Source organism: Azospirillum terrae (assembly GCF_053470425.1).
Genome location: NZ_JBPXMR010000008.1, coordinates 88,041 through 107,008, shown reverse-complemented (window position 1 = coordinate 107,008; position 18,968 = coordinate 88,041). Strand labels below are relative to the sequence as shown.

Here is an 18,968-nt window from a genome sequence, read left to right as displayed (position 1 = left end):
AGGCGCTCTAAGGTTCTGTTTTGGGCAGTTTCGTCAAGCCCTTATACCGGCAAAAAGAGGAACGCAGCCATGATGCACCGCAATGTCGGGGAGATGCTCAGCAATCGTCGTGTTGTGGCCTTGCCGCCGGACGCCTCGGTCCGCCAGGCGGCCACGGAGATGAAGGCGGCGCACGTCGCCTCTGTCGTGGTCACTCACGCCGGTGATGATGGCCTGGAGGGCATCTTCACCGAGCGCGATCTGGCCGAACGCGTCGTCGCCAACGGCCTCGATCCGGAGCAGACCCGGCTTTCGGACGTTATGACGCCGTGCCCGATCACCGTCGACCTCGACACCAGCGTGCGCGACGCCTTGCGGCAGATGTCCGGCAATGGCCTGCGCCACCTGCCCATCGTCCACAGCGGCAAGGTGATGGGCGTGGTCTCCATGCGCGACTTCATGGGCGAGGAGCTTGCCGTCCTGGATCGCGAAAAGGAACTGATGGAGAGCCTGACCGAGGTTCTCTAAGTTTTCCCTCAGCCCCTCCTGTCGCTCTCCCGGCGGGGGTCTCTGAAACCGCCGGGAGCGGGGAGGGGCTATCGTCTACCGCATCATCACCGCCCGTCGGCGGGATTCCGCTTCGTCGCTGGTCAAAACCTCCGTACCGATGGGCCACAGCGCCAGCCCGGCCAGCTTGAGGTGCGCCCAGGCGAAGGGCAGGCCGATGATGGTCACCGCCAGCCCGACCGCCGTGATGAGGTGGCCGAGCGCCAGCCACCAGCCGGCGAACACGAACCACACGATGTTGCCCAGCGTGCCGAGCACGCCGGTGCCCAGATCCTCACGCCCGTAGGCGTCGCGCCGCACCGCCGTCTGCCCGAAGGGCAGCAGCGTGTACCACGCCATGGTCAGCGCGGACCGCGCCCACGGAATGCCGACGATGGTGACGACCATGACGACCGCCGCGACCAGCCAGGCAATCGCCATCCACAGGCCGCCGAACACAACCCACAGAATGTTCAGGACGAGGCTCAGCAAGGGCATGGCATGTTCTCCTTCCGCCAACATGTGGGGAGGCGCGCGCGGCACTCAAGGACCCTGGTCCTCCATTCCGCGCCGGCCCGTGCTATACAGGCGGGCATGAGCCGGACCGAGAGATTGCAGTTCGACCTGCGATGGGCGTGCGACGCCCTGCGCGCCGTCAAGGAAGCGCTTGCCGGGCCGCCCGAGCGCTGGGCGCCCGGCGAGCGGCGCGACGGCGTGGAGCGGCGTTCGCTGGGCGGCATCAGCTATCTGGCGGCCGGCGATCCGTCCGGCCGCCGCGTCGTCCTGGTGCACGGCAGCCCGAGCGTGGCCGAAGAATGGGCGGGCCTGTTGCGCGGCGTGCCGCCGGGATTGGAGTTCGTCGCCGTCGATCGGCCGGGCTTCGGGTACAGCGGCCCCGCCGCGGTGCCGGTGGTGCTGGCGGAGCAGGCCGCGGCCATAGCGCCGCTGCTGGAAGGGCGGGGCGGCAGGCGAGCGCTGCTGGTCGGCCACTCGATGGGGGCGCCGGTCGCCATGCGGGCCGTGCTCGACCATCCCGAGCGTGTCGGCGGGCTGCTGCTGTCCGGCGCCGCGCTGGCGTCCGAGCTGGAGCGCGTCCACCCCATGCAGCGCGTGGCGGCGCTGCCCTGGGTGGCGCCGCTGCTGCCGCGGGCGCTGCGCAACTCCAACGCCGAACTGATCGCGCTCAAGGAACAACTGGCGCTGATGGAGCCGCGGCTTGGCGAGGTGGCGGTGCCGGTGACCGCCGTGCACGGCACCGACGACCCGCTGGTGCCCTTCGCCAACGTCGCCTTCCTGCGGACGGCGCTGAACGGCCCCGGTGCCCGGCGCTTCGTCGACGTGCCCGGCGCCGACCACTTCCTGCCCTGGAGTCATGAGGACCTGATCCGCTCCTCCATCGCCGAACTGGCGACGGCTGCGGACGCCGCGGGGGTGTGAAGCCTTACATCCCCTGAGCCGTCAGCGCCGCCTGGGTGCGGTTGCGTACGCCGAGCAGGCGGAGAATGGCGGTGACGTGGACCTTCACCGTGCCTTCGGTGAGGCCCAGTTCGTGGGCGATCTGCTTGTTTGACTTGCCCTCGCGCAGACGCTCCAGCACCTCGCGCTGGCGGGGTGTCAGCTGTTCGCCGCCGCCGGGGCCGACATTGGTCAGCGTGTCGTCGGCGATGAGGTCGTGTTCGGTGATCAAGTCGCCGCGGATCGCCTGGGTCGGCACGTAGATGCCACCGGCCAGCACCAGCTGCAAGGCGCCGAGCAGCACCTTGGCGCTGGACGATTTGGGAATGTAGCCGGCCGCGCCGTTCTCCAGCGCCGACAGCAGGTCGGCGCGCCGCTCCGAACCGGACACCACCACCAGCAGCGCGCGCGGAAGCCGCTCGTGGATGTCGCCCAACTCGTGAAAGCCGGTCCATCCCGGCATGCCCAGATCAAGCAGGATCAGCTCGAAATCGGTGTCGCCGTCGGTCAAGGCCCTGACCTCGTCGAAAGTACTGGCCTCGAAGAAGGTCATGTCGTCCTTGAATTGCGACAGCAGCCGCCTCAGCCCGTCCCGGAACAGCAGATGATCATCAGCGATCAGTACGTTCATGGATAGGCCCTTTGGCGGTTCTGGGGCGGCCCAATGCTACACCTGAGTGGAGGGCGGCCGATCAAAAACGTTTGTCAATTAATGCTGAGGGAGTGTGCGGGTAAAGTGAGCTTTTGGTGCTAGGACTGCCCATATAGCCGGAAAGCCAGGGGCAAAAAGGAAAGGCCGGCCGCAGCGAAGCGGCCGGCCCGCACACGGGGCGCCGGTATCGATACAGGCGTGGGTGTGGCGTCAGACCATGGAGGCGCTGACCCCCTCGGTATCGGCCGTCTGGTCGCCGATGCCGTTGTTCAGCGCCCAGATGGCGGCCTGCGTGCGGTTCGAGGCGTTGATCTTGCGCAGCAGGCTCTTGAGGTGGACCTTCACCGTCGCCTCGGTGATCTTCAGGTGGTTGGCGATCATCTTGTTGGAGTTGCCGTTCAGCAGACAGCGCAGGATCTGCACCTCGCGCTGCGACAGCCCCTTGCGGCGGGTCGGCGCCTCGCCCCCCATCTCGTCGGTGCGGCCGGAGACCAGCAGCGCCGCGAGGTGCGTGGGGAACACCTTCTCGCCCATCATCACCAGGCGCAGCGACTGCATCAGCGCCTCGCAGGCGATGTCCTTCATCAGATAGCCGTCGGCCCCGGCGCCCAGCGCCCCGGAGAGCAGACGCGTGTCCAGCGTGCCGGTCAGGATGACAACGCGGATCTGCGGGTTGCGGGCGCGCAACGCTCGCAGCGCTTCGACTTCGTCGTCACCGCCGCTGGCGAGGTCGATGAGGATCAACTCCGGACCACCGCCCGCCGCCTCGGCCGCGGGGAGGCCTTCCCGCAGGCTGCCGGCCTCGCCGATCACTTTGAACGGCGAACTCTCGAACAGCCGCTTCATGCCTTCGCGGAAGAGCTTGTTCGCATCGATGAGGAAAACGTTCACGGGGTCCATCGTCGTCTGCCCGCCTTTTTTCTGTGTTCACGTCGTCGGGGTCGTCTCGTTGCCACCCATCGGTGCCGGGAGTGCTACATTCCGACGTGACCATACCCCAGATTCGCACAACAGAAAATTTCCCCAAAGTGGCAGGTTGCGCATGAAATCGGCATATGCCCAAAGCTGTGCCAAGACAAACCATCCGGCGTGCAGTCGCTGGTGCCATGCAATGGAATAATAATGCATCAAAAACCACTGTGAACAATCGCGTGCTGTGGTCGATGCAGGAGGGAATGCATGCGGTGCCTCGGGCATGTCTTATGATCCGCGGTGCGGTTCCCTCAGCCAAGGGAAATGGTGTCGGCCGACCGGAACGCCCAGAGGCGTATGACCGAGGGCCGAGGTGCTCGGGCTCGGTCAGCCCCGTGCTCCTGGGGGCTTCGTCGCGCGCGCGAGCGTGCTATATGCTGCGGTCATGACCGATGCGTACGACGACGACCCGCTGAGCCACGCCGGCCCGCCCATTGGCCCCCACGCCGGAGCCATGTCACCGGCCCCCCGCTTCGCCTACCTGGACGGCCTCAACCCGGTCCAGCGCGAGGCCGTGGAGGCGCTGGACGGCCCCGTCCTGGTGCTGGCCGGCGCCGGCACCGGCAAGACGCGGGTGCTGACCACGCGTCTGGCGCACCTGCTGATGACGCGCAGGGCGATGCCGTTCCAGATCCTCGCCGTCACCTTCACCAACAAGGCGGCGCGCGAGATGCGCGAGCGCGTAGCATCCCTGGTCGGCATGGAGCCGGAGGGCTGGTGGCTCGGCACCTTCCACGCGCTGGCGGCGCGCATCCTGCGCCGCCATGCCGAACTGGTGGGGCTGAAGTCCAACTTCACCATCCTCGACACCGACGACCAGATCCGACTGATCAAGCAACTGCTGGAGGCGGAGAGCGTCGATTCGAAGAAGTGGCCGGCCCGTCAGGTGCTGGGGGCTATCGAGCGCTGGAAGGATCGCGGCCTGACCCCCGACAAGCTGTCCGAGTCCGATGGCGGCGACGTGGCCGGCGGGCGTCTGGTGGCGCTGTTCCGCCAGTACCAGGACCGCCTGCGCACGCTGAACGCCTGCGACTTCGGCGACCTGCTGCTTCACAATCTGACGGTCTTTCAGAACCACCCGGACGTGCTGGCCGAATATCACCGCAAATTCCGCTACGTTCTGGTGGACGAGTACCAGGACACAAACGTGGCGCAGTATTTGTGGCTGCGCATATTGGTAAGTGGAAACAAGAATATCTGTTGCGTCGGCGATGAAGATCAATCAATTTATGCTTGGAGAGGCGCCGAGATCGGCAACATCCTGCGTTTCGAGACCGACTTCCCCGGCGCCAAGATCATCAAGCTGGAGCAGAACTACCGCTCCACTGGGCACATCCTGGCCGCCGCGTCGGGGCTGATCGCCCACAACATGGGCCGGCTCGGCAAGACGCTGTGGACGCAGGCCGATGGCGGCGAGCGCGTGCGCGTCAAGGCCGTCTGGGACGGCGAGGAGGAGGCGCGCTGGGTCGGCGACGAGGTGGAATCGCTCCAGCGCCAGGGCGTCCCGCTTGGCCATATGGCGGTGCTGGTGCGCGCCGGCTTCCAGACACGCGAGTTCGAGGAGCGCTTCATCACCCTGGGCCTGCCCTACAAGGTGATCGGCGGCCCGCGCTTCTACGAGCGGCAGGAAATCCGCGACGCGATGGCTTATCTGCGCGTGGTGAACTCCCCCGACGACGATCTGGCGTTCGAGCGCATCGTCAACGTGCCCAAGCGCGGCATTGGCCCGGCGGCGATGCAATGCCTGTACACGGCGGCGCGCGGGCAGGGCCGGTCGCTGACCGAGGCCGGCTGGGCGCTGACCGAAACCGACGAGTTGAAGCCCAAGGTGCGCGCCACCGTGCGCACGCTGTTGCAGGACTTCTTCCGCTGGCGCGGGCTGGCGCTGACCATGCCGCACACCGATCTGGCCCGCATGGTGCTGGACGAGTCCGGCTACACCCGCATGTGGCAGGAGGACAAAACCCCCGAGGCGCCCGGCCGGCTGGAGAACCTGAAGGAACTCATCACCGCCATGGCGGAGTTCGAGAATCTCGGCGGCTTCCTCGAACACGTCAGCCTCGTCATGGAGAACGCCGAGGCCGCCGGCTCCGAACAGATCTCGCTGATGACGCTGCACGGCGCCAAGGGCCTGGAGTTCGACATCGTCTTCCTGCCCGGCTGGGAGGAGGGCGTGTTCCCCAACCAGCGCGCGCTGGACGAAACCGGCATCGCCGGCCTGGAGGAGGAGCGCCGCCTCGCCTATGTCGGCCTGACGCGGGCGCGCAAGCGGGCCTACGTGACCCACGCCGCCAACCGGCGCCTGTACGGCAGTTGGGTGAGCGCCATCCCCTCGCGCTTCGTCGACGAACTGCCGCCGGGGGATGTCGAGGCCGAAGCCGGATCCGGCCTCTATGCCGGGGCGAGCGCCGCCGGCTTTGGTTCCCATGGCAGCGGCGGCGGGGCTCGCGAGTCGTCCGGCGGCTTCAATTTCCGCCAGCCGCAACGCCAAGCACCGGCGCCGCGCGGCGTCACGCTGGAGGGCACCGCCTACCACGTCGAAGCGCGCCCGCGCCCGTCCTCGCCCTACGGCGAGGGGGAACGGGTGTTCCACAAGAAGTTCGGCTACGGCACCGTGGTCGCGGTGGAGCAGGACAAGCTGGAAATCGCCTTCGACGAGGCCGGCACCAAGAAGCTGATGGATTCCTTCGTCGTGCCCGCCGACCAAGCGGACTGAGGGCCGGGCTGAAGAGGCGCGGCGAAACCCGTTGATCCGCGGCCCGGTTCGGCCTCAGGATCGATCGGAGCTGTGGAGGTGGCAGGCCTTGTTCAAGGGTGCCCTGTTCGAGGTGCAGGTTCGCATCGACGACCGCTGGCGGATGGAGGCGACCTTCACCGAGGAGCAAGCGGCGCTGTCCTGCGCCCGCGTCCAGCTCACCGTGTCCGGCGTCCAGGAGGTGAAGGTCTTCAAGTCGCGCAGCCTTGCCGGCATGGCCTTGCAGACCGCCATCTTCCACCGCAAGGCGCCGGAGCAGAAGACCAAGCCGCTGGGCATCACCGGCACGGCCGAGGGGGCGCCCTACTGCACGGAACTGGCTGAACTGTACGGGTTCGGGAGCCGCATCGTCATCGGCCGCCTGTTGCGCCAGTTCCTCGATAAATTTCAGGTGACGCCGACCGAACTGCTGCACGGCTGGAGCTACGCCCGCCGGCTGGACGAGCAGGGCACGCTGATGGGGGCGGCGATCCACGCCGTCGCCCGTCACCACGGCGAAACCCAGAAGGTAGCGGTTGCCGCGCGGGTGAAGGATCTGCGGGCGCTGGTCGATCGGGCCTTGGTCCGGGCGCGGGATTTCGCCGCTGAGCGCAAACGCCTGCCGGCCTTCGACGACGGCGATTTGAGCGAGACCAGCCGCAAGATCGAAGCCGCGGTGGGGGCGGAGCAGCACGACTTCGTCTTCTTCGCCATGCTCACGCAGTATTTGAGCGCCGGCAACACGCTGACCGGCAAGCTGGACCTGCTGGTCAAGCTGATGGCCGGAACGGACGACGAGCGTCCGTCGGCGCTGCTGGAGGGCGTGATCGCCGATGGGCTGGGCGCGGCCGAGGTGGTGAAGGAGTTGCTGGGCGCGCAGCCAACGCTCGCCGATGGGCTGTGCGCGCTGGCCGACACGCTGTACGGCCGGCCGCCCGGCGACAAGGGCGCGCCGGTGAACCCGTTGCTCACCCGCATCGGCGCGCTGATCGCCGCTGGGCGGGCGCCGTGCTGCCGGATCGTGCTGGTGGAGCGTGTGCGCTCGGCGCTCAACAGCGACCAGCCACTCGACCGCCGCGACGCCAAGTCCGAGGCGATGCTGATCGAGACCGTCATCGCCCGCCTGAAGGGCGCCGACGGCACGCTGCTGGGCGGCGTGGAAACCGAGAAGGCGCTGGCGAAGCGCCTGCTGCGCCATCGTCAGGCGATCTTGCGCGAGCAGGGCATGCACGACATCGCCGACCGCCTGTCGACCACCTTCCGGCCGGGCGAGGGTGGGTGAGGGGCGGCCTCGCGTGGTTCGAAAGATCCCGCGGGGGGCACAACATTCACACGGATTGCACGGATTGAGGCACGGATTACACGGATTTTTTGATGCTTGCAGGGCGTCGGGTCATCCCGAAGGCCGCTGCTGCGCACGAATAAGAAAAATCCGTGTAATCCGTGTTCAAATCCCCAAAATCCGTGTGAATGTTGTGCGCACAGCGTCAGTTGCGGAAAGACCGCAGGCTCAATACCCGCCCTTTTTCCCGGTCCCCACGAACTTGAAATCCCCCTTGAACTCGAACGGCTTCCACCAGGCGGCCACGCCCGTCTCCTTGTCGGTGTGCCGCATGAACGCATGCTCGCCGCCGCCCGCCGGGGGAGCGATGCGGAAGGTCACGTCGTACTGCCCCGGCCCGCTCAGCGCCACGTTGGCGCCGTAGTGCGGGCCGTCGTTGGCGACCATCGGGTGCAGCATTCCCTTGGCCTTCCAGTCGCTGCCGCGCTTGGCGATGGTGTAGTCCACCATCAGGTACGGAACCCAGGAATCCTCGCGGAAGCCGTTCGGGTTGTCTTTCAGCGCCTTAATGTCGGCTTCCAGGTGGATGTCGGTCTTCTTGGCGTCCTGGTCGGCCATGGCCGGCTGCATCACCACCGGCTGCAAATAGACGCCGATGACGTTCAGTCCGTTCGCTTCGAGCGGCTGTCCAATGGGAATCTCACCCGCGAGCGCCGGCGTCGCGGCAAGGCCGAGGGCGAACACCGAGGCGGCAATGGGGCGTGCGAGAATCATCATGCAAGTCTCCAGAAAGGGGCGAGTGAAAAAGGTCAGGCGCCGAACAGCGCCGGATACCAGGCGGCGCCGATGGCGAAACTGCCGAGCGCACCGGGAAGGAGCGGGAGCCATCGCCACGTGGCCGGCACGCCCTGCGCCGCCAGCAGGCGGTCGCCGAGGCGCAGGCTCCACAGGGCGCCCAGCGCGAAGACCAAGCCCTTGGCACCGAGCACCGCCGCCGGCTTTAGGCCCAGCAGGGCCAGCGTGTCGAACAGCCCGCTGCCGAGGCCGAGCAGCAGCGACACCATGGCGACCGGCGCGTACTGGTAGCCGAGTTGGACGAAGCGCGCCCGCACCCCAGCCACCCCCGGCGCCAGCCGCGCCGACAGCCACGCGGATGCCGCCGTGGTGGCCGACAGGGTGGCGGTCAGCGCCGCCAGCCAGCTCAGCATGTAGCCGACGATCAGGATGAAATCGAGCCAGCGGAACACCTCGCGGCGCTCCGGGTAGACCGCCATCAGCCAACTCGGCCCCGCCTCGCCCAGCCAGTACCAGCCGTGGTCGATGCCCCAGTCGCCGACCGCCATGCGCAGGTTCTGGTACGACGGTAGCACCAGCCACAGGAAGCCACCCAGCGCCACCCCGGTGCCCATGAACAGGAACAGCACCTCGGACAGGCTCGGGTTGTGGGCGGCGACGGTCTCGATCTCGGCGCCGGGCGCCCGCAGCTTCAGGTACAGCCCGCCCTGGGAGGACGGGCCGACGCAGCGGAAGCACTCGATGCAGTGGCGCGATTCCGTTTTGCGCTTGAGGTCGATCAGCGTCGGGCAGACGGTCTTTTCCGTCCAGCGGTCGCCACCGGTCTCCGGGCGCTTCGGCGCGAACTCGACGGCGCCCAGGCGGGAATAGACGCCGAGCAGCAGGCCGATGGGGCAGGCGTGCCGGCACCACGCGCGCTTGCCGCGCCCGAACAGGAAACCGATGACCAGCGCCGCTGCGAACACCGAGCCGAACAGTATGGCGGCGGATTCCGGGTGGTCGCGCACGCCCACCGTCTGGCCCCACACGGTGACCAGGATGAAACTGGCGACCGGCGTGCCCGGCCAGCGCAGCCACGCCGGCACCGGCCGTTTCAGCCCGACCTTGCCCGCCCATTCGGACGAGGCGCCCATGGGGCAGAGCAGGCCGCACCAGCTACGCCCGGTCAACACCACCGACAGGAAAGCGAGCGGGAACCACACGCCCCACAGCAACGTGTGCGCCAGCACGGTGACATGGTCGAACGGTCCGGCGTCGGCCGGCGGATCGTCGAACAGCAGCGGCACGAATAGGATGGCGAGGAACCCCACGAACATCACCGCGTGCACCGCCGGCAGCCACGGCCGCAGCCATACGAACAAGCGCTCCGCCGCAGCGCCCAGCCGCACCAGCCGCCCGCCGCGCCGGAACGGGGCGCGGCGGCGGGCGGCGTCGGCATTCTCTATCGTGGTTGGAACCCCGCGGGTGTCCATGGCGTACTCGACACTAAGAATGAAAGTCGTTCGCGCATGAAGCCTGCATTTGAGACTGAATCGCAATGCGACAGCCGGTCGCACCTCTGTGGTTGTTGTGGTTGGCGGTTTTACAGGTAAATGCGAGCAACGCAGTACTCGGTGCGAATGAAAACTGTGCGCCGGGCAGCACGTCCAGAAAATCCGTGTGGAACCGATCCGCATCGCAGGGGTTAACCGGTCTGCTGTGCTGCAACGCACAAACCCACGCCGGAGGTCCCCGTGACGACAATCCAGCAGACCCAAGGCTCCGTTGGTTCACGGGCGTCGCGCAAAGGCACCCTGATCGGCATCGCCGCCGCGGCGCTGGCGGCGACCGCGGTGATCAACGGCTATCAGGCGCGCCGGGCCGAGCGGCGGAACCCTCCCAAAGGGCGGTTCGTGGACGTCGACGGCGTTCGGCTCCATTACCTGGAAAAGGGCGCCGGACCGCCGGTCGTCCTCATCCACGGCAACATCGTTTCGGCCGAGGACTTCGCGCACAGCGGCCTTCTCGACCTGCTGGCCACGCACCACCGGGTCATCGCCTTCGACCGCCCCGGCATGGGCTACAGCGACCGCCCGCGCGGCACAGTGTGGACACCCACGGCGCAGGCGACCCTTCTCCAACACGCCTTCGACGCGCTGGGCATCGAGCGCCCGGTCGTCCTCGGCCACTCGTTGGGAGCCATGGTGGCCGTGGCGCTCGGCCTCGACCATCCCGAGGCGGTGAGCGGCCTCGTTCTGCTGGGCGGCTACTACTACCCGACCGCACGCGCCGACGTCGCCCTGGCGGCACCGCCCGCGATCCCGGTCCTGGGCGACGTGCTGCGCTACACGGTCTCGCCGCTCGTTGGGGCCGCGTTGCTGCCGGCTTTCATCAAGGGCATGTTCGCGCCGTGCCCCATCCCCGCCCGCTTCATCGAGACCTTCGCTCCGGCCATGGCGTTGCGCCCCTGGCAAATCCGCGCCATGGCCGAGGACGGTGCGATGATGATCGGCGCCGCGGCGGCGGTGGACCACAGGTACAGGGAACTGACGATGCCGGTCGCCATCCTGGCGGGGGCCGAGGACAAGGCCGCCGATGTCGCGCGGCAATCGGCCCGTCTCCATACGGAGATCCCGCACAGCACGCTGAACCTCGTGCCCAACGTCGGGCACATGGTCCACTACGCGGTGCCCGGCGAGGTTCTGTCCGCCATCGACACCATGACGGCGCCGGCCGCCGGCCCGAAGGCCGACCGCACGGTGTCCGCGTGGCAGTGAGGGGAGGGCGCTCTCCTACGCGAACAGCGCGTCGATGTCCGACTGGGAGATGTTGCCGGCCACCGTGTCGTCCGAGGGGCCGTGCAGTTCCAGATCGCCGTCCATGGCGGTGGTGGTGGCCGGCAGCGGCATTGCCTCGAACTCGCGGCGGTTCCACAGGTTCATCATCGACTCGATGCGCTCCTCAATGAAGGAGAGGGCGCGGACGACCTTGGTGATGCGCTGGCCGGTCAGATCCTGGAAGTTACAGGCCTCGTAAACCCGCACGACGACCTCGTGCATGTCGTTGAGGCGGTCCTTCTGATAGGCGTCGGTCGACGACGCCTTCAGCTCGTTGACGATCTCTTCCAACTCCTCGGCACAGCCCATGATGGTGTTGGTCGCCGCCTCGGTCGAGGAGACCACCGCGCTCAGTTCCTGCGACGCCTGGATGAAGCGGTCCTCGCCGGCCAACGGGTGGCGCAGCGCCGCCATCTCGACCTTGGTGGCCTTGATGCGGCCGGAGATGTCGGCGACCTCGGTCTGGATCTGGTCGATCTGCTGGATGTCCAGCGCTAGGAAGCGGTCGATCTTGGCGCCGACGTCCTGGATGGCCTTGAGGACTTCCGACTGGTCGATGGCGATCGGGCCGGACAGCGCAGCGATGGGAGACGCCGCGGCCGCCGCGGTGGCGGCGACGAAGGGGTTGCCGTTGCTGCGCTGGGATTTCTGCAGCTCGGCCATGAACGGCTTTTGATTGTGCTTCATGAGGCCCCCCGCCTCTCGTCCCGGTGGCCCGGTTTCTGCGCTCCGGCCGGTGGTGATGTTGACCCGCCGGTACAGCGGCGGCGCGAAAAACTAGCAAACCTGGCGCATTTTCGCGCTCGTTCTTTTCCTGGACTCCGGTCGTCCGTCACCCGAACAGCGCGTCGATGGCCGACTGATCGAGCGCCGGTATGGCGGCCTCCGGCGCGGGTGCCGGCGCCGGCGCCGCCGGCTTGGCGGCCGGAGTGGGCTTAGGCGCCGGCTTGGCCGGGGACGCCAGTGGCTTGGGCGGCAGCTTCGGGGGCGGCTTGAGCGCGGGCGGCGCCGGCTTGGCGGCCGGAGCCGGGGCCGGGCTGTCGAACATGCTGTCGATGTCCGACTGGTTGACCTGCGCGGGCGCTGCGGGTGCCGGGCTGTCGAACATGCTGTCGATGTCCGACTGACTGGCTTTCGCCGGCGCTGCGGGTGCCGGGCTGTCGAACATGCTGTCGATGTCCGACTGGCTGGCCTTTGCCGGCGCTGCGGGTGCCGGGCTGTCGAACATGCTGTCGATGTCCGATTGGCTGGCCTTTGCCGGAGCAGCCGGTGCCGGCTCCGGCTCCGGCGCCGAAGCCGCCGCCGCAGGGGCTGCCGCCGGGCTGTCGAACATGCCGTCCACATCGGCTTGGCTGACGCCCAGGCCGTCCAGCTGCGGACCGTTCAGCAGGTGCGCGTCCGGCCGCGTGTCGGTGGACTCGTGGTGGATGCGGATAGCCGCCAGCGCATCTTCGCCGAAGATGCCGATCATGGCGTTGATGCGCTGCTCGATGTAGCGCAGCGCGTTCACCACCTTGTTGGTGCGCTGGCCGGTCAGGTCCTGGAACGAGCAGGCGGTGAAGATGTTGGACACCTCCCCCTCGATCTCGTTGCACAGGCCGCCGTCGGCGCCACCGGCGCGCAGCTTGTTCGACAGCTCCATCAGCTTTTCGGCCGCGTTCAGGATCTCGAACGAGGCCCGTTCGGTGGAGATGACGATGGCGTCCAGCTCGTTGGTGGCCGACAGGATCTTGTCGTTGGCCCCATCGGGGGGACGCAGAGCTGCGACCTCTCGCCGCGCCGTCTCGATGGAGCCGGCCATCTCGATCAGCTCGCGGCGCAGGACGTCCACGTGCTTGGCGGATTCGGCGACCATGCTCTGCTGTTGCCAGGAGTTGCGAAACTCCGTCAGCATGCCGCGGACTTCCTCCGCCGAGGCGCCCATCGCCCGGCGATGGAAGCGGCGCAGGAACGCACGCCCCTTCGCCGTCCGAGCGACCGCCTCTTCGATCTGGTCGAACTCTTCGTCGCTGAGCTGCGGCAGTGTCTCCACCGGGTGGCTCCTTGCCCGCCGGGGTTAGCCGCCGATGACCGACTGGATCTTCTGCTTCAGCGTGTCGGCGTTGAACGGCTTGACGATGTAGTTGTTCACGCCGGCCTGCTTGGCGGCGATCACGTTCTCGGTCTTGCTCTCGGCGGTGACCATGATGAACGGGATGCCGGCCAGCTTGGCGTCCGCGCGCACTTCCTTGAGGAGCTGGAGGCCGGTCATCGGCTCCATGTTCCAGTCGGAGATGATCAGGCCGAACTTGGACTCGCGCAGCTTCGCCAGCGCGGACACGCCGTCGCCCGCCTCGTCGATGTCGGTGTAACCGATCTGGGTGAGCAGGTTGCGAACGATGCGCCGCATGGTGGCGTAATCATCGACGACGAGGATCTTCATCTAGGCGTCTCCGCGTTTTCCGTTGGCTCAGCCCGCCCTCGCGTCCTGCGCGCGTGCTGGCTGGACTGTATTGCCTCAAATCTGGGGAAATGTCATCCCTTTGAGCGACTGTGCCGCAGGTGGGTAAACAAGGGGTTAGTTCCGCCGGCCGATTTGGCCCGTCACGCAACGATCACACCCCCGCGTTTCACCGGGCTTCACCGTGCGACGGGTTGCGTCGCTGCGGCCAGCCACTCGGCCGTCGGCCCGTCGAGCAACGGCGACAACGCGTCGCGGACCCGTGCGTGGTAGGCGTCGAGCCAATCCAGTTCCACGGACGTCAGCAGAGTCGGCTCGATCAGCGCCCGGTCGATGGGAACCAGCGTCAGCACCTCGAACCCCAGCATCGGCCGCTCGACCGTGGGCGTCGCCGTCGAAGGCTGCACGACGACCAAATTTTCGATGCGGATGCCGTAGGCGCCGGTCTTGTAGTAACCCGGCTCGTTGGACAGGATCATGCCGGGCTGCAACGCCACGGTGTTGGGAACCTTGGAGATCCGCTGCGGCCCCTCGTGCACCGACAGATAGCTGCCCACCCCGTGCCCGGTGCCGTGGTCGTAGTCGAGCCCGGCCAGCCACAGCGGCAGCCGCGCCAGCGTGTCGAGTTGCGAGCCGCTGGTGCCGCGCGGGAAGCGCGCGGTGGACACCGCGATGTGGCCCTTCAGCACCTGGGTGAAGCGCTCGCGCATCTCGGGACTCGGCGTGCCGATGGCGACCGTGCGGGTGACGTCGGTGGTGCCGTCCAGATATTGGGCGCCGCTGTCGATCAGGTACAGGTTGCCCGGTTCCAGCCGGCGGTCGGTCTCCGGCGAGACGCGGTAGTGCACCACGGCCCCGTTCGGCCCGGCGCCGGAAATGGTCTCGAAGCTCAGGTCGCGGAAATGCTCGCCGTCCTCGCGGAAGCCCAGCAGCCGCTCGGCCGCCGCCAGTTCGGTGACCGCTCCGCTCGGCGCCGCTTCGGACAGCCATTTCAGGAAGCGCACCATGGCGACGCCATCGCGCCGGTGGGCGCGCCGCGTGCCGTCCAGCTCGACCGCGTTCTTGCAGGCCTTGGGCAGCGCGCAGGGGTCGGTGTCCCGCGCCAGCCGCGCCCCGGCCGCCGTCAGCCGGTCGAAGATCCACGCCGAGGTGGTCGCCGGGTCGGCCAGCACCTTGCGGCCGGAGCTGCCCAGCGAGTCGAGCGCCGCGCCGAACTTCGCCGGCTCGCGCACCGCCACATGGTTGCCGAGGTGCGCCTCGACGCCCGGCGCCAGCTTGCGGCGGTCGATGAACAGGTCCACCGCACCGTCGTCGCAAACGATGGCGAAGGACAGCGGCAGCGGCGTGCAGGCGACGTCACCGCCGCGCAGGTTGAGCAGCCACGCGATGGAGTCGGGCTGCGTCAGCACCGCGGCGCCGATGCCGTCCTGTTCCAGCTTGCGGGCGATGTCCGCCCGCTTGTCGGCGGCGGCGGTGCCGGCGAAGGCGAGGTCATGGGCGACGACCGGGGCCAGCGGCGCCGGAGGCTGGCCGGCCCACACGGAATCCACCGGGTTCTCAGAGGCGGCGACCAGCTCGATCCCGGCGCGCTCCAGCGCGCTTCGGGTCTTCTCCACCCAGCCGATGGTGTGCAGCCACGGATCGTAGCCCAGCTTGGCGCCGGCCGGCAGCGCTCCCGCCACCCAGTTGGCCAGCGGGTCGTCCACCAGATGCTTGTACTCGTACAGTTCCTCCGGCACCTCGTGGCGGACCTGGAGGGTGTAACGGCCGTCCACGAACATGGCGGCGCGGTCCCGGCCCACCACCGCCAGCCCGGCCGAGCCGGTGAAGCCGGTCAGCCACGCCAGCCGCTGCGCGCGCGGCGGCACGTACTCGCCCTGGTGCTCGTCGCCGCGCGGCACGACGAAACCGTCCAGCCCCAGGCGCTTGAGCGCGCCGCGCAGCGCCGACATGCGCGCGGCGTGGTCGGGGGCGGCGGTCGGCCTGCGGTCCACCAGATCGGCCTTGAGCGCCTGAAGCTGATCGGCGAGGTCCGCCGGCAGCCGCTCGCCCACCAGAACGAGCCATGCATCGGGGTCGTGGGCCGGCGGTGCGGCCAGCACGCCGGCCGCCAGGGCGCGCACCTCGTCCGGCGTCTGCGCCACGCCGGCCTGCTTCAGCAAACCCGCCAGATGCCCGTCGCCACGGTAGCCGCGCGGAGTGTCCTGCACCGTTCCATCTCCAAGCCCTTGATCCCTGTGGCAAAGGCTAGAACCGGCACGGGTTCGGGACAAGCACTATCCCCGCGGCACCACCATTGGCGAGGCCGTCAGCGCCGCATCACCAGCGTCGTCCACTCGCCCATGGGGATGCGGGCGACGAGGTGCAGGCCCTGCGTGCGGTGCGCCTGGATGACGTGCCGCTCCTGCCGGGCCAGCAGGCCGGCGAGCACGGCGTAGCCGCCCGGCGCCAGCTCGTGCGCCAGACGCGGCGCCATGCGGGCGAGCGGGCGGGCCAGGATGTTGGCGGTGATCAGCTGGTACGGCCCGTTATGGCCGACGATGCCCGTGTCGTAGCCGTCGCCGCCCTCGGCGTGGATCAGCGCGTGCAGGCGGTTGATGCGGGCGTTCTCCAGAGTGACGCGGACCGCCTCCGGGTCGATGTCCACGGCGACCACCGGCACATGCCATGTCTTCGCCACCGCCAGCGCCAGGATGCCCGAGCCGCAGCCCATGTCGAGCGCCGCACCCATGCGGCGCGGCAGCCGCAGCCGCTTCGCCAGCCGGTCGAGCGCCAGCAGGCAGCCTTTGGTCGAGCCGTGCTCGCCGGTGCCGAAGGCGGTGGCGGCGTCCACCTGCAAGCCGATGGAGCCCGGCGGCACCACGCCCTCGTGGTGCGAGCCGTGCACGAAATAGCGCCCGGCGCGGATCGGCGGGAAGCCCTGGTAGCTGTGCGACACCCAGTCGATGGCCGGCACTTCCTCGATGACCAGCGCCGGCTCGGGCAGGCCCAGCGCCTCGGCCAGGATGGCGACGCGTGCGGTCAGCCGCGGCCGGTCCGGCTCGCCGTAGACGGTCGCCTCGACCAGCCAGGTGACGTTCTCCTCCAGCTCGAAGGTCGACACAGCGTCGGCGTGGTCGCCCACCGCGTCGGCGAAAATCTGGGCGTGGATCTCGGGAACGGCGAGCGCGATGCGCCAGAGCTTGGGAGCGGCCATGGGGGCTGGGTTTCCGCTGGAATGCTGGGTCGGTGGCGGCTTTTACCACCAAGACATCGGGAGGCGAAGAAAATCACGCCGTCAGCGCGTCACCCCGATCCGCTCCAGCAGCGGGCGGAACAGTCCGGGGTCGCGGGTGCCGTGCAGGGGATCGGTCAGGTCCGCCGCATCGATGGCCCAGTCGGCCTCGTCGAACAGCGCCGAGAGGGCGGGGAAGATGTCCTCGTTCTCGTGCTGGATGTGGCGATGCTGATCGCTCACGTAACGCCGAAGCTCGGCCAGAAGGTCGTCCTGCGGCGGGCGCGCCTCCGCCGCAAGCGCCTCGAACGCGTCGAGCAGGCGCTGGCTGGACGGGGGGAGCCGGTCGTGCTCGGCCATGACCTGGGCCAGCAGCGCCTCGCACTGCGGGTCCTTGCGGATCGCCCGCGCAAACAGAACCTCCTCGCGGGGGTGGTGGAACCACTCCGGGAAGTCGCGGAGATACCGCAGGGCCAGGACGACGAGGCCGGCATCGAACGGCCGGCCGGCTTGCGCCGCGCCGATTTCCCGCTCGACGGCCTCGATTACGGCGTGCATGACGCCGTGGTCCCGCATCAGTTGCTTCAGCCCGGATGGCATCGTCGCGACCCCTGGTGAAAGGCGTGAGCGGCCACTGTGATCGAGCCCAGGCTAGGGCGCAATCCGGTCACGGTCAACCGAAGCCGGCCCATTCAGCCCCGGTTCAGCTTCATGGATGTCAATTACGGCGGCCGTCCAGGAGGCGGTTGCCTGTTTCGCCTGTTGTTCTCCGAAGAGAGCCGCCGATGACACTCCCCACCTACCGGTCGATCCTGCTGCGCGTCGCGCTTGCGGCGCTGCTCCTTGCCGTGGCCGTCGGCACCGCCGCCTTCCTCGTCGAGGTGGAAATGGCCGATACGCGGGTGTCCGAGCTGGCCAAGCGCGAGTCCGCGGCCTTTCTCTCCGAGGCCAGCGACGCGCTGTCTGCCGGAGCCGGCGACGCGCGGGCCGCCGACCTCCTGCACCGCTTCATGACCAGCCGGAAGGATGCCGGACGGGCCGAAACCGACGGGATCTTCATCGTCGCCGAACTCTACGACGCCACCCAGGCCAAGAGTGCCGAGTATGTGGCACCCGGCGCCGAATGGGCGGAGGAGCGGTTGACGGCAAACCGCCATCACTTTCCCCAGGTGGGCGAGTTCCGCTACGAGCGGTTCCATCTGGACGGCCTGTTCTTCATCCAGACGATGGAAGCGATGGTCGACCGGGAGGGCCGGCTTCTCGGCTATTTCGAGAGCGTCTTCCAACTCTCTCCCGAGCGCTCCGGCGAGATCGTCAAGGACACCGCGACGGTGGTCGCCGTCTCCACCCTGTCGGTGCTGGCGGCGGCGCTGGTCCTATTGCCGATCTTCGTCGCCTTCAACCGCGGCGTCATGGGCCTGTCGCGCCGGCTGCTGGACGCCAACATCGACATCCTCACCGTTCTCGGCAGCGCCATCGCCAAGCGCGACAGCGACACCCACGCGCACAATTACCGCGTGACGATCCTCGCCATCCGTCTGGCCGAGGCGGTGGGCCTGGAGCCTGCCGGCATCCGGCGGCTGGTGAAGGGCGCCTTCCTGCACGACGTCGGCAAGATCGCCATTCCCGACCGCATCCTGCTGAAGCCCGGCAAGCTGGACGCCGATGAGTTCACGGTGATGAAGACCCACGTGGTGCATGGGCTCGACATCCTGCGCTCGTCGGCGTGGCTGGACGACGCCGCCGACGTGGTGGGCGGCCATCACGAGAAGTTCGACGGAACCGGCTATCCCATCGGGCTGGCGGGCGAGGCGATCCCGGCCGTTGCGCGCATCTTCGCCATCGCCGACGTGTTCGACGCCCTGACCTCCCGCCGCCCCTACAAGGAGCCGATGCCCTTCGCCCAGGCGATGGCCATCCTACACGACGGCGCCGGGCGGCATTTCGACCCGGAGATGCTGACGCAATTCGCCATCATCGCCAAAGACCTGCACACGCGATTGACCACGTTGGGCGATGCGGGCGTGGAAGGCGAACTGCGCCGCCTCGTCGGGCACTACTTCGCGGCGTCTTAGCGCGTTTC

Annotated in this window: 17 protein-coding genes; 6 read left to right on the top strand and 11 right to left on the bottom strand. The window is 68.3% G+C overall.

Going from position 1 to position 18,968, the window contains the following annotated elements:
• Positions 1-69 precede the first annotated feature (69 nt).
• The gene (locus ACSVDD_RS20305; RefSeq protein ID WP_448191208.1) at positions 70-507 is read left to right on the top strand and encodes a CBS domain-containing protein; all 438 of its coding nucleotides are present in this window, start codon (positions 70-72) and stop codon (positions 505-507) included.
• Positions 508-582: 75 nt separating this feature from the next.
• Here ACSVDD_RS20305 and ACSVDD_RS20300 read toward each other — a convergent pair whose 3' ends face one another.
• Positions 583-1,023 (bottom strand): YccF domain-containing protein, encoded by a 441-nt coding sequence (locus tag ACSVDD_RS20300; RefSeq protein WP_448191207.1) that lies wholly within the window; start codon positions 1,021-1,023, stop codon positions 583-585.
• 96 nt (positions 1,024-1,119) lie between these two features.
• Here ACSVDD_RS20300 and ACSVDD_RS20295 point away from each other — a divergent pair, with 96 nt between their 5' ends.
• Positions 1,120-1,962 (top strand): alpha/beta fold hydrolase, encoded by an 843-nt coding sequence (locus ACSVDD_RS20295; RefSeq protein ID WP_448191206.1) that lies wholly within the window; start codon positions 1,120-1,122, stop codon positions 1,960-1,962.
• Positions 1,963-1,966: 4 nt separating this feature from the next.
• On the opposite strand, the gene ACSVDD_RS20290 is transcribed toward ACSVDD_RS20295, so the two are convergent.
• Positions 1,967-2,611, bottom strand: a complete 645-nt coding sequence (locus tag ACSVDD_RS20290; protein WP_448191205.1) for a LuxR C-terminal-related transcriptional regulator — start codon at positions 2,609-2,611, stop codon at positions 1,967-1,969.
• A gap of 231 nt (positions 2,612-2,842) precedes the next feature.
• Positions 2,843-3,532 (bottom strand): LuxR C-terminal-related transcriptional regulator, encoded by a 690-nt coding sequence (locus ACSVDD_RS20285; RefSeq protein ID WP_448191204.1) that lies wholly within the window; start codon positions 3,530-3,532, stop codon positions 2,843-2,845.
• A 457-nt stretch (positions 3,533-3,989) separates the two neighbouring features.
• Between ACSVDD_RS20285 and ACSVDD_RS20280 the strand changes: the two genes are divergently transcribed.
• Both ACSVDD_RS20280 and ACSVDD_RS20275 read left to right on the top strand, forming a co-directional pair.
• Positions 3,990-6,320, top strand: a complete 2,331-nt coding sequence (locus ACSVDD_RS20280) for an ATP-dependent helicase (protein ID WP_448191203.1) — start codon at positions 3,990-3,992, stop codon at positions 6,318-6,320.
• Between the two features lie 88 nt (positions 6,321-6,408).
• Complete coding sequence (locus ACSVDD_RS20275) at positions 6,409-7,620, top strand: hypothetical protein (protein WP_448191202.1); 1,212 nt, start codon at positions 6,409-6,411, stop codon at positions 7,618-7,620.
• Between the two features lie 228 nt (positions 7,621-7,848).
• Here the strand turns inward: ACSVDD_RS20275 and ACSVDD_RS20270 are convergent, their stop codons facing one another.
• On the bottom strand, positions 7,849-8,397 hold the full coding sequence (locus ACSVDD_RS20270) for an iron transporter (RefSeq protein ID WP_448191201.1): 549 nt from the start codon (positions 8,395-8,397) through the stop codon (positions 7,849-7,851).
• A gap of 32 nt (positions 8,398-8,429) precedes the next feature.
• Complete coding sequence (locus tag ACSVDD_RS20265) at positions 8,430-9,887, bottom strand: 4Fe-4S binding protein (protein WP_448191200.1); 1,458 nt, start codon at positions 9,885-9,887, stop codon at positions 8,430-8,432.
• Positions 9,888-10,148: 261 nt separating this feature from the next.
• On the opposite strand from ACSVDD_RS20265, the gene ACSVDD_RS20260 reads away from it, so the two are divergent.
• Positions 10,149-11,171, top strand: a complete 1,023-nt coding sequence (locus ACSVDD_RS20260) for an alpha/beta fold hydrolase (protein WP_448191199.1) — start codon at positions 10,149-10,151, stop codon at positions 11,169-11,171.
• A 15-nt stretch (positions 11,172-11,186) separates the two neighbouring features.
• Here ACSVDD_RS20260 and ACSVDD_RS20255 read toward each other — a convergent pair whose 3' ends face one another.
• From ACSVDD_RS20255 to ACSVDD_RS20230, 6 genes are all read right to left on the bottom strand, one after another.
• On the bottom strand, positions 11,187-11,918 hold the full coding sequence (locus tag ACSVDD_RS20255; protein ID WP_448191198.1) for a protein phosphatase CheZ: 732 nt from the start codon (positions 11,916-11,918) through the stop codon (positions 11,187-11,189).
• A gap of 145 nt (positions 11,919-12,063) precedes the next feature.
• Complete coding sequence (locus tag ACSVDD_RS20250; RefSeq protein WP_448191197.1) at positions 12,064-13,263, bottom strand: protein phosphatase CheZ; 1,200 nt, start codon at positions 13,261-13,263, stop codon at positions 12,064-12,066.
• Positions 13,264-13,287: 24 nt separating this feature from the next.
• Positions 13,288-13,653: a chemotaxis response regulator CheY gene (locus tag ACSVDD_RS20245; RefSeq protein ID WP_448191196.1), complete on the bottom strand. Its 366-nt coding sequence runs from the start codon at positions 13,651-13,653 to the stop codon at positions 13,288-13,290.
• A 197-nt stretch (positions 13,654-13,850) separates the two neighbouring features.
• On the bottom strand, positions 13,851-15,623 hold the full coding sequence (locus ACSVDD_RS20240) for an aminopeptidase P family protein (protein WP_448191336.1): 1,773 nt from the start codon (positions 15,621-15,623) through the stop codon (positions 13,851-13,853).
• 356 nt (positions 15,624-15,979) lie between these two features.
• Positions 15,980-16,867, bottom strand: a complete 888-nt coding sequence (locus ACSVDD_RS20235; protein ID WP_448191195.1) for a 50S ribosomal protein L11 methyltransferase — start codon at positions 16,865-16,867, stop codon at positions 15,980-15,982.
• An 81-nt stretch (positions 16,868-16,948) separates the two neighbouring features.
• The gene (locus tag ACSVDD_RS20230) at positions 16,949-17,485 is read right to left on the bottom strand and encodes a hemerythrin domain-containing protein (protein ID WP_448191194.1); all 537 of its coding nucleotides are present in this window, start codon (positions 17,483-17,485) and stop codon (positions 16,949-16,951) included.
• A 185-nt stretch (positions 17,486-17,670) separates the two neighbouring features.
• Here ACSVDD_RS20230 and ACSVDD_RS20225 point away from each other — a divergent pair, with 185 nt between their 5' ends.
• Positions 17,671-18,960, top strand: coding sequence for an HD-GYP domain-containing protein (locus tag ACSVDD_RS20225; protein WP_448191193.1), 1,290 nt, complete (start codon positions 17,671-17,673; stop codon positions 18,958-18,960).
• The last annotated feature ends 8 nt before the right edge of the window (positions 18,961-18,968 follow it).

Excerpts from the sequence above, each read along its gene's own strand:
- ACSVDD_RS20255 (WP_448191198.1), bottom strand. The coding sequence starts at position 11,918 with ATGAAGCACAATCAAAAGCCGTTCATGGCCGAGCTGCAGAAATCCCAG.
- ACSVDD_RS20285 (WP_448191204.1), bottom strand. The coding sequence starts at position 3,532 with ATGGACCCCGTGAACGTTTTCCTCATCGATGCGAACAAGCTCTTCCGC.
- ACSVDD_RS20240 (WP_448191336.1), bottom strand. The coding sequence starts at position 15,623 with ATGTCGGCGCTGCGCGGCGCGCTCAAGCGCCTGGGGCTGGACGGTTTC.
- ACSVDD_RS20305 (WP_448191208.1), top strand. The coding sequence starts at position 70 with ATGATGCACCGCAATGTCGGGGAGATGCTCAGCAATCGTCGTGTTGTG.
- ACSVDD_RS20290 (WP_448191205.1), bottom strand. The coding sequence starts at position 2,611 with ATGAACGTACTGATCGCTGATGATCATCTGCTGTTCCGGGACGGGCTG.
- ACSVDD_RS20245 (WP_448191196.1), bottom strand. The coding sequence starts at position 13,653 with ATGAAGATCCTCGTCGTCGATGATTACGCCACCATGCGGCGCATCGTT.
- ACSVDD_RS20235 (WP_448191195.1), bottom strand. The coding sequence starts at position 16,867 with ATGGCCGCTCCCAAGCTCTGGCGCATCGCGCTCGCCGTTCCCGAGATC.
- ACSVDD_RS20295 (WP_448191206.1), top strand. The coding sequence starts at position 1,120 with ATGAGCCGGACCGAGAGATTGCAGTTCGACCTGCGATGGGCGTGCGAC.
- ACSVDD_RS20280 (WP_448191203.1), top strand. The coding sequence starts at position 3,990 with ATGACCGATGCGTACGACGACGACCCGCTGAGCCACGCCGGCCCGCCC.
- ACSVDD_RS20270 (WP_448191201.1), bottom strand. The coding sequence starts at position 8,397 with ATGATGATTCTCGCACGCCCCATTGCCGCCTCGGTGTTCGCCCTCGGC.
- ACSVDD_RS20265 (WP_448191200.1), bottom strand. The coding sequence starts at position 9,887 with ATGGACACCCGCGGGGTTCCAACCACGATAGAGAATGCCGACGCCGCC.
- ACSVDD_RS20300 (WP_448191207.1), bottom strand. The coding sequence starts at position 1,023 with ATGCCCTTGCTGAGCCTCGTCCTGAACATTCTGTGGGTTGTGTTCGGC.
- ACSVDD_RS20225 (WP_448191193.1), top strand. The coding sequence starts at position 17,671 with ATGACACTCCCCACCTACCGGTCGATCCTGCTGCGCGTCGCGCTTGCG.
- ACSVDD_RS20230 (WP_448191194.1), bottom strand. The coding sequence starts at position 17,485 with ATGCCATCCGGGCTGAAGCAACTGATGCGGGACCACGGCGTCATGCAC.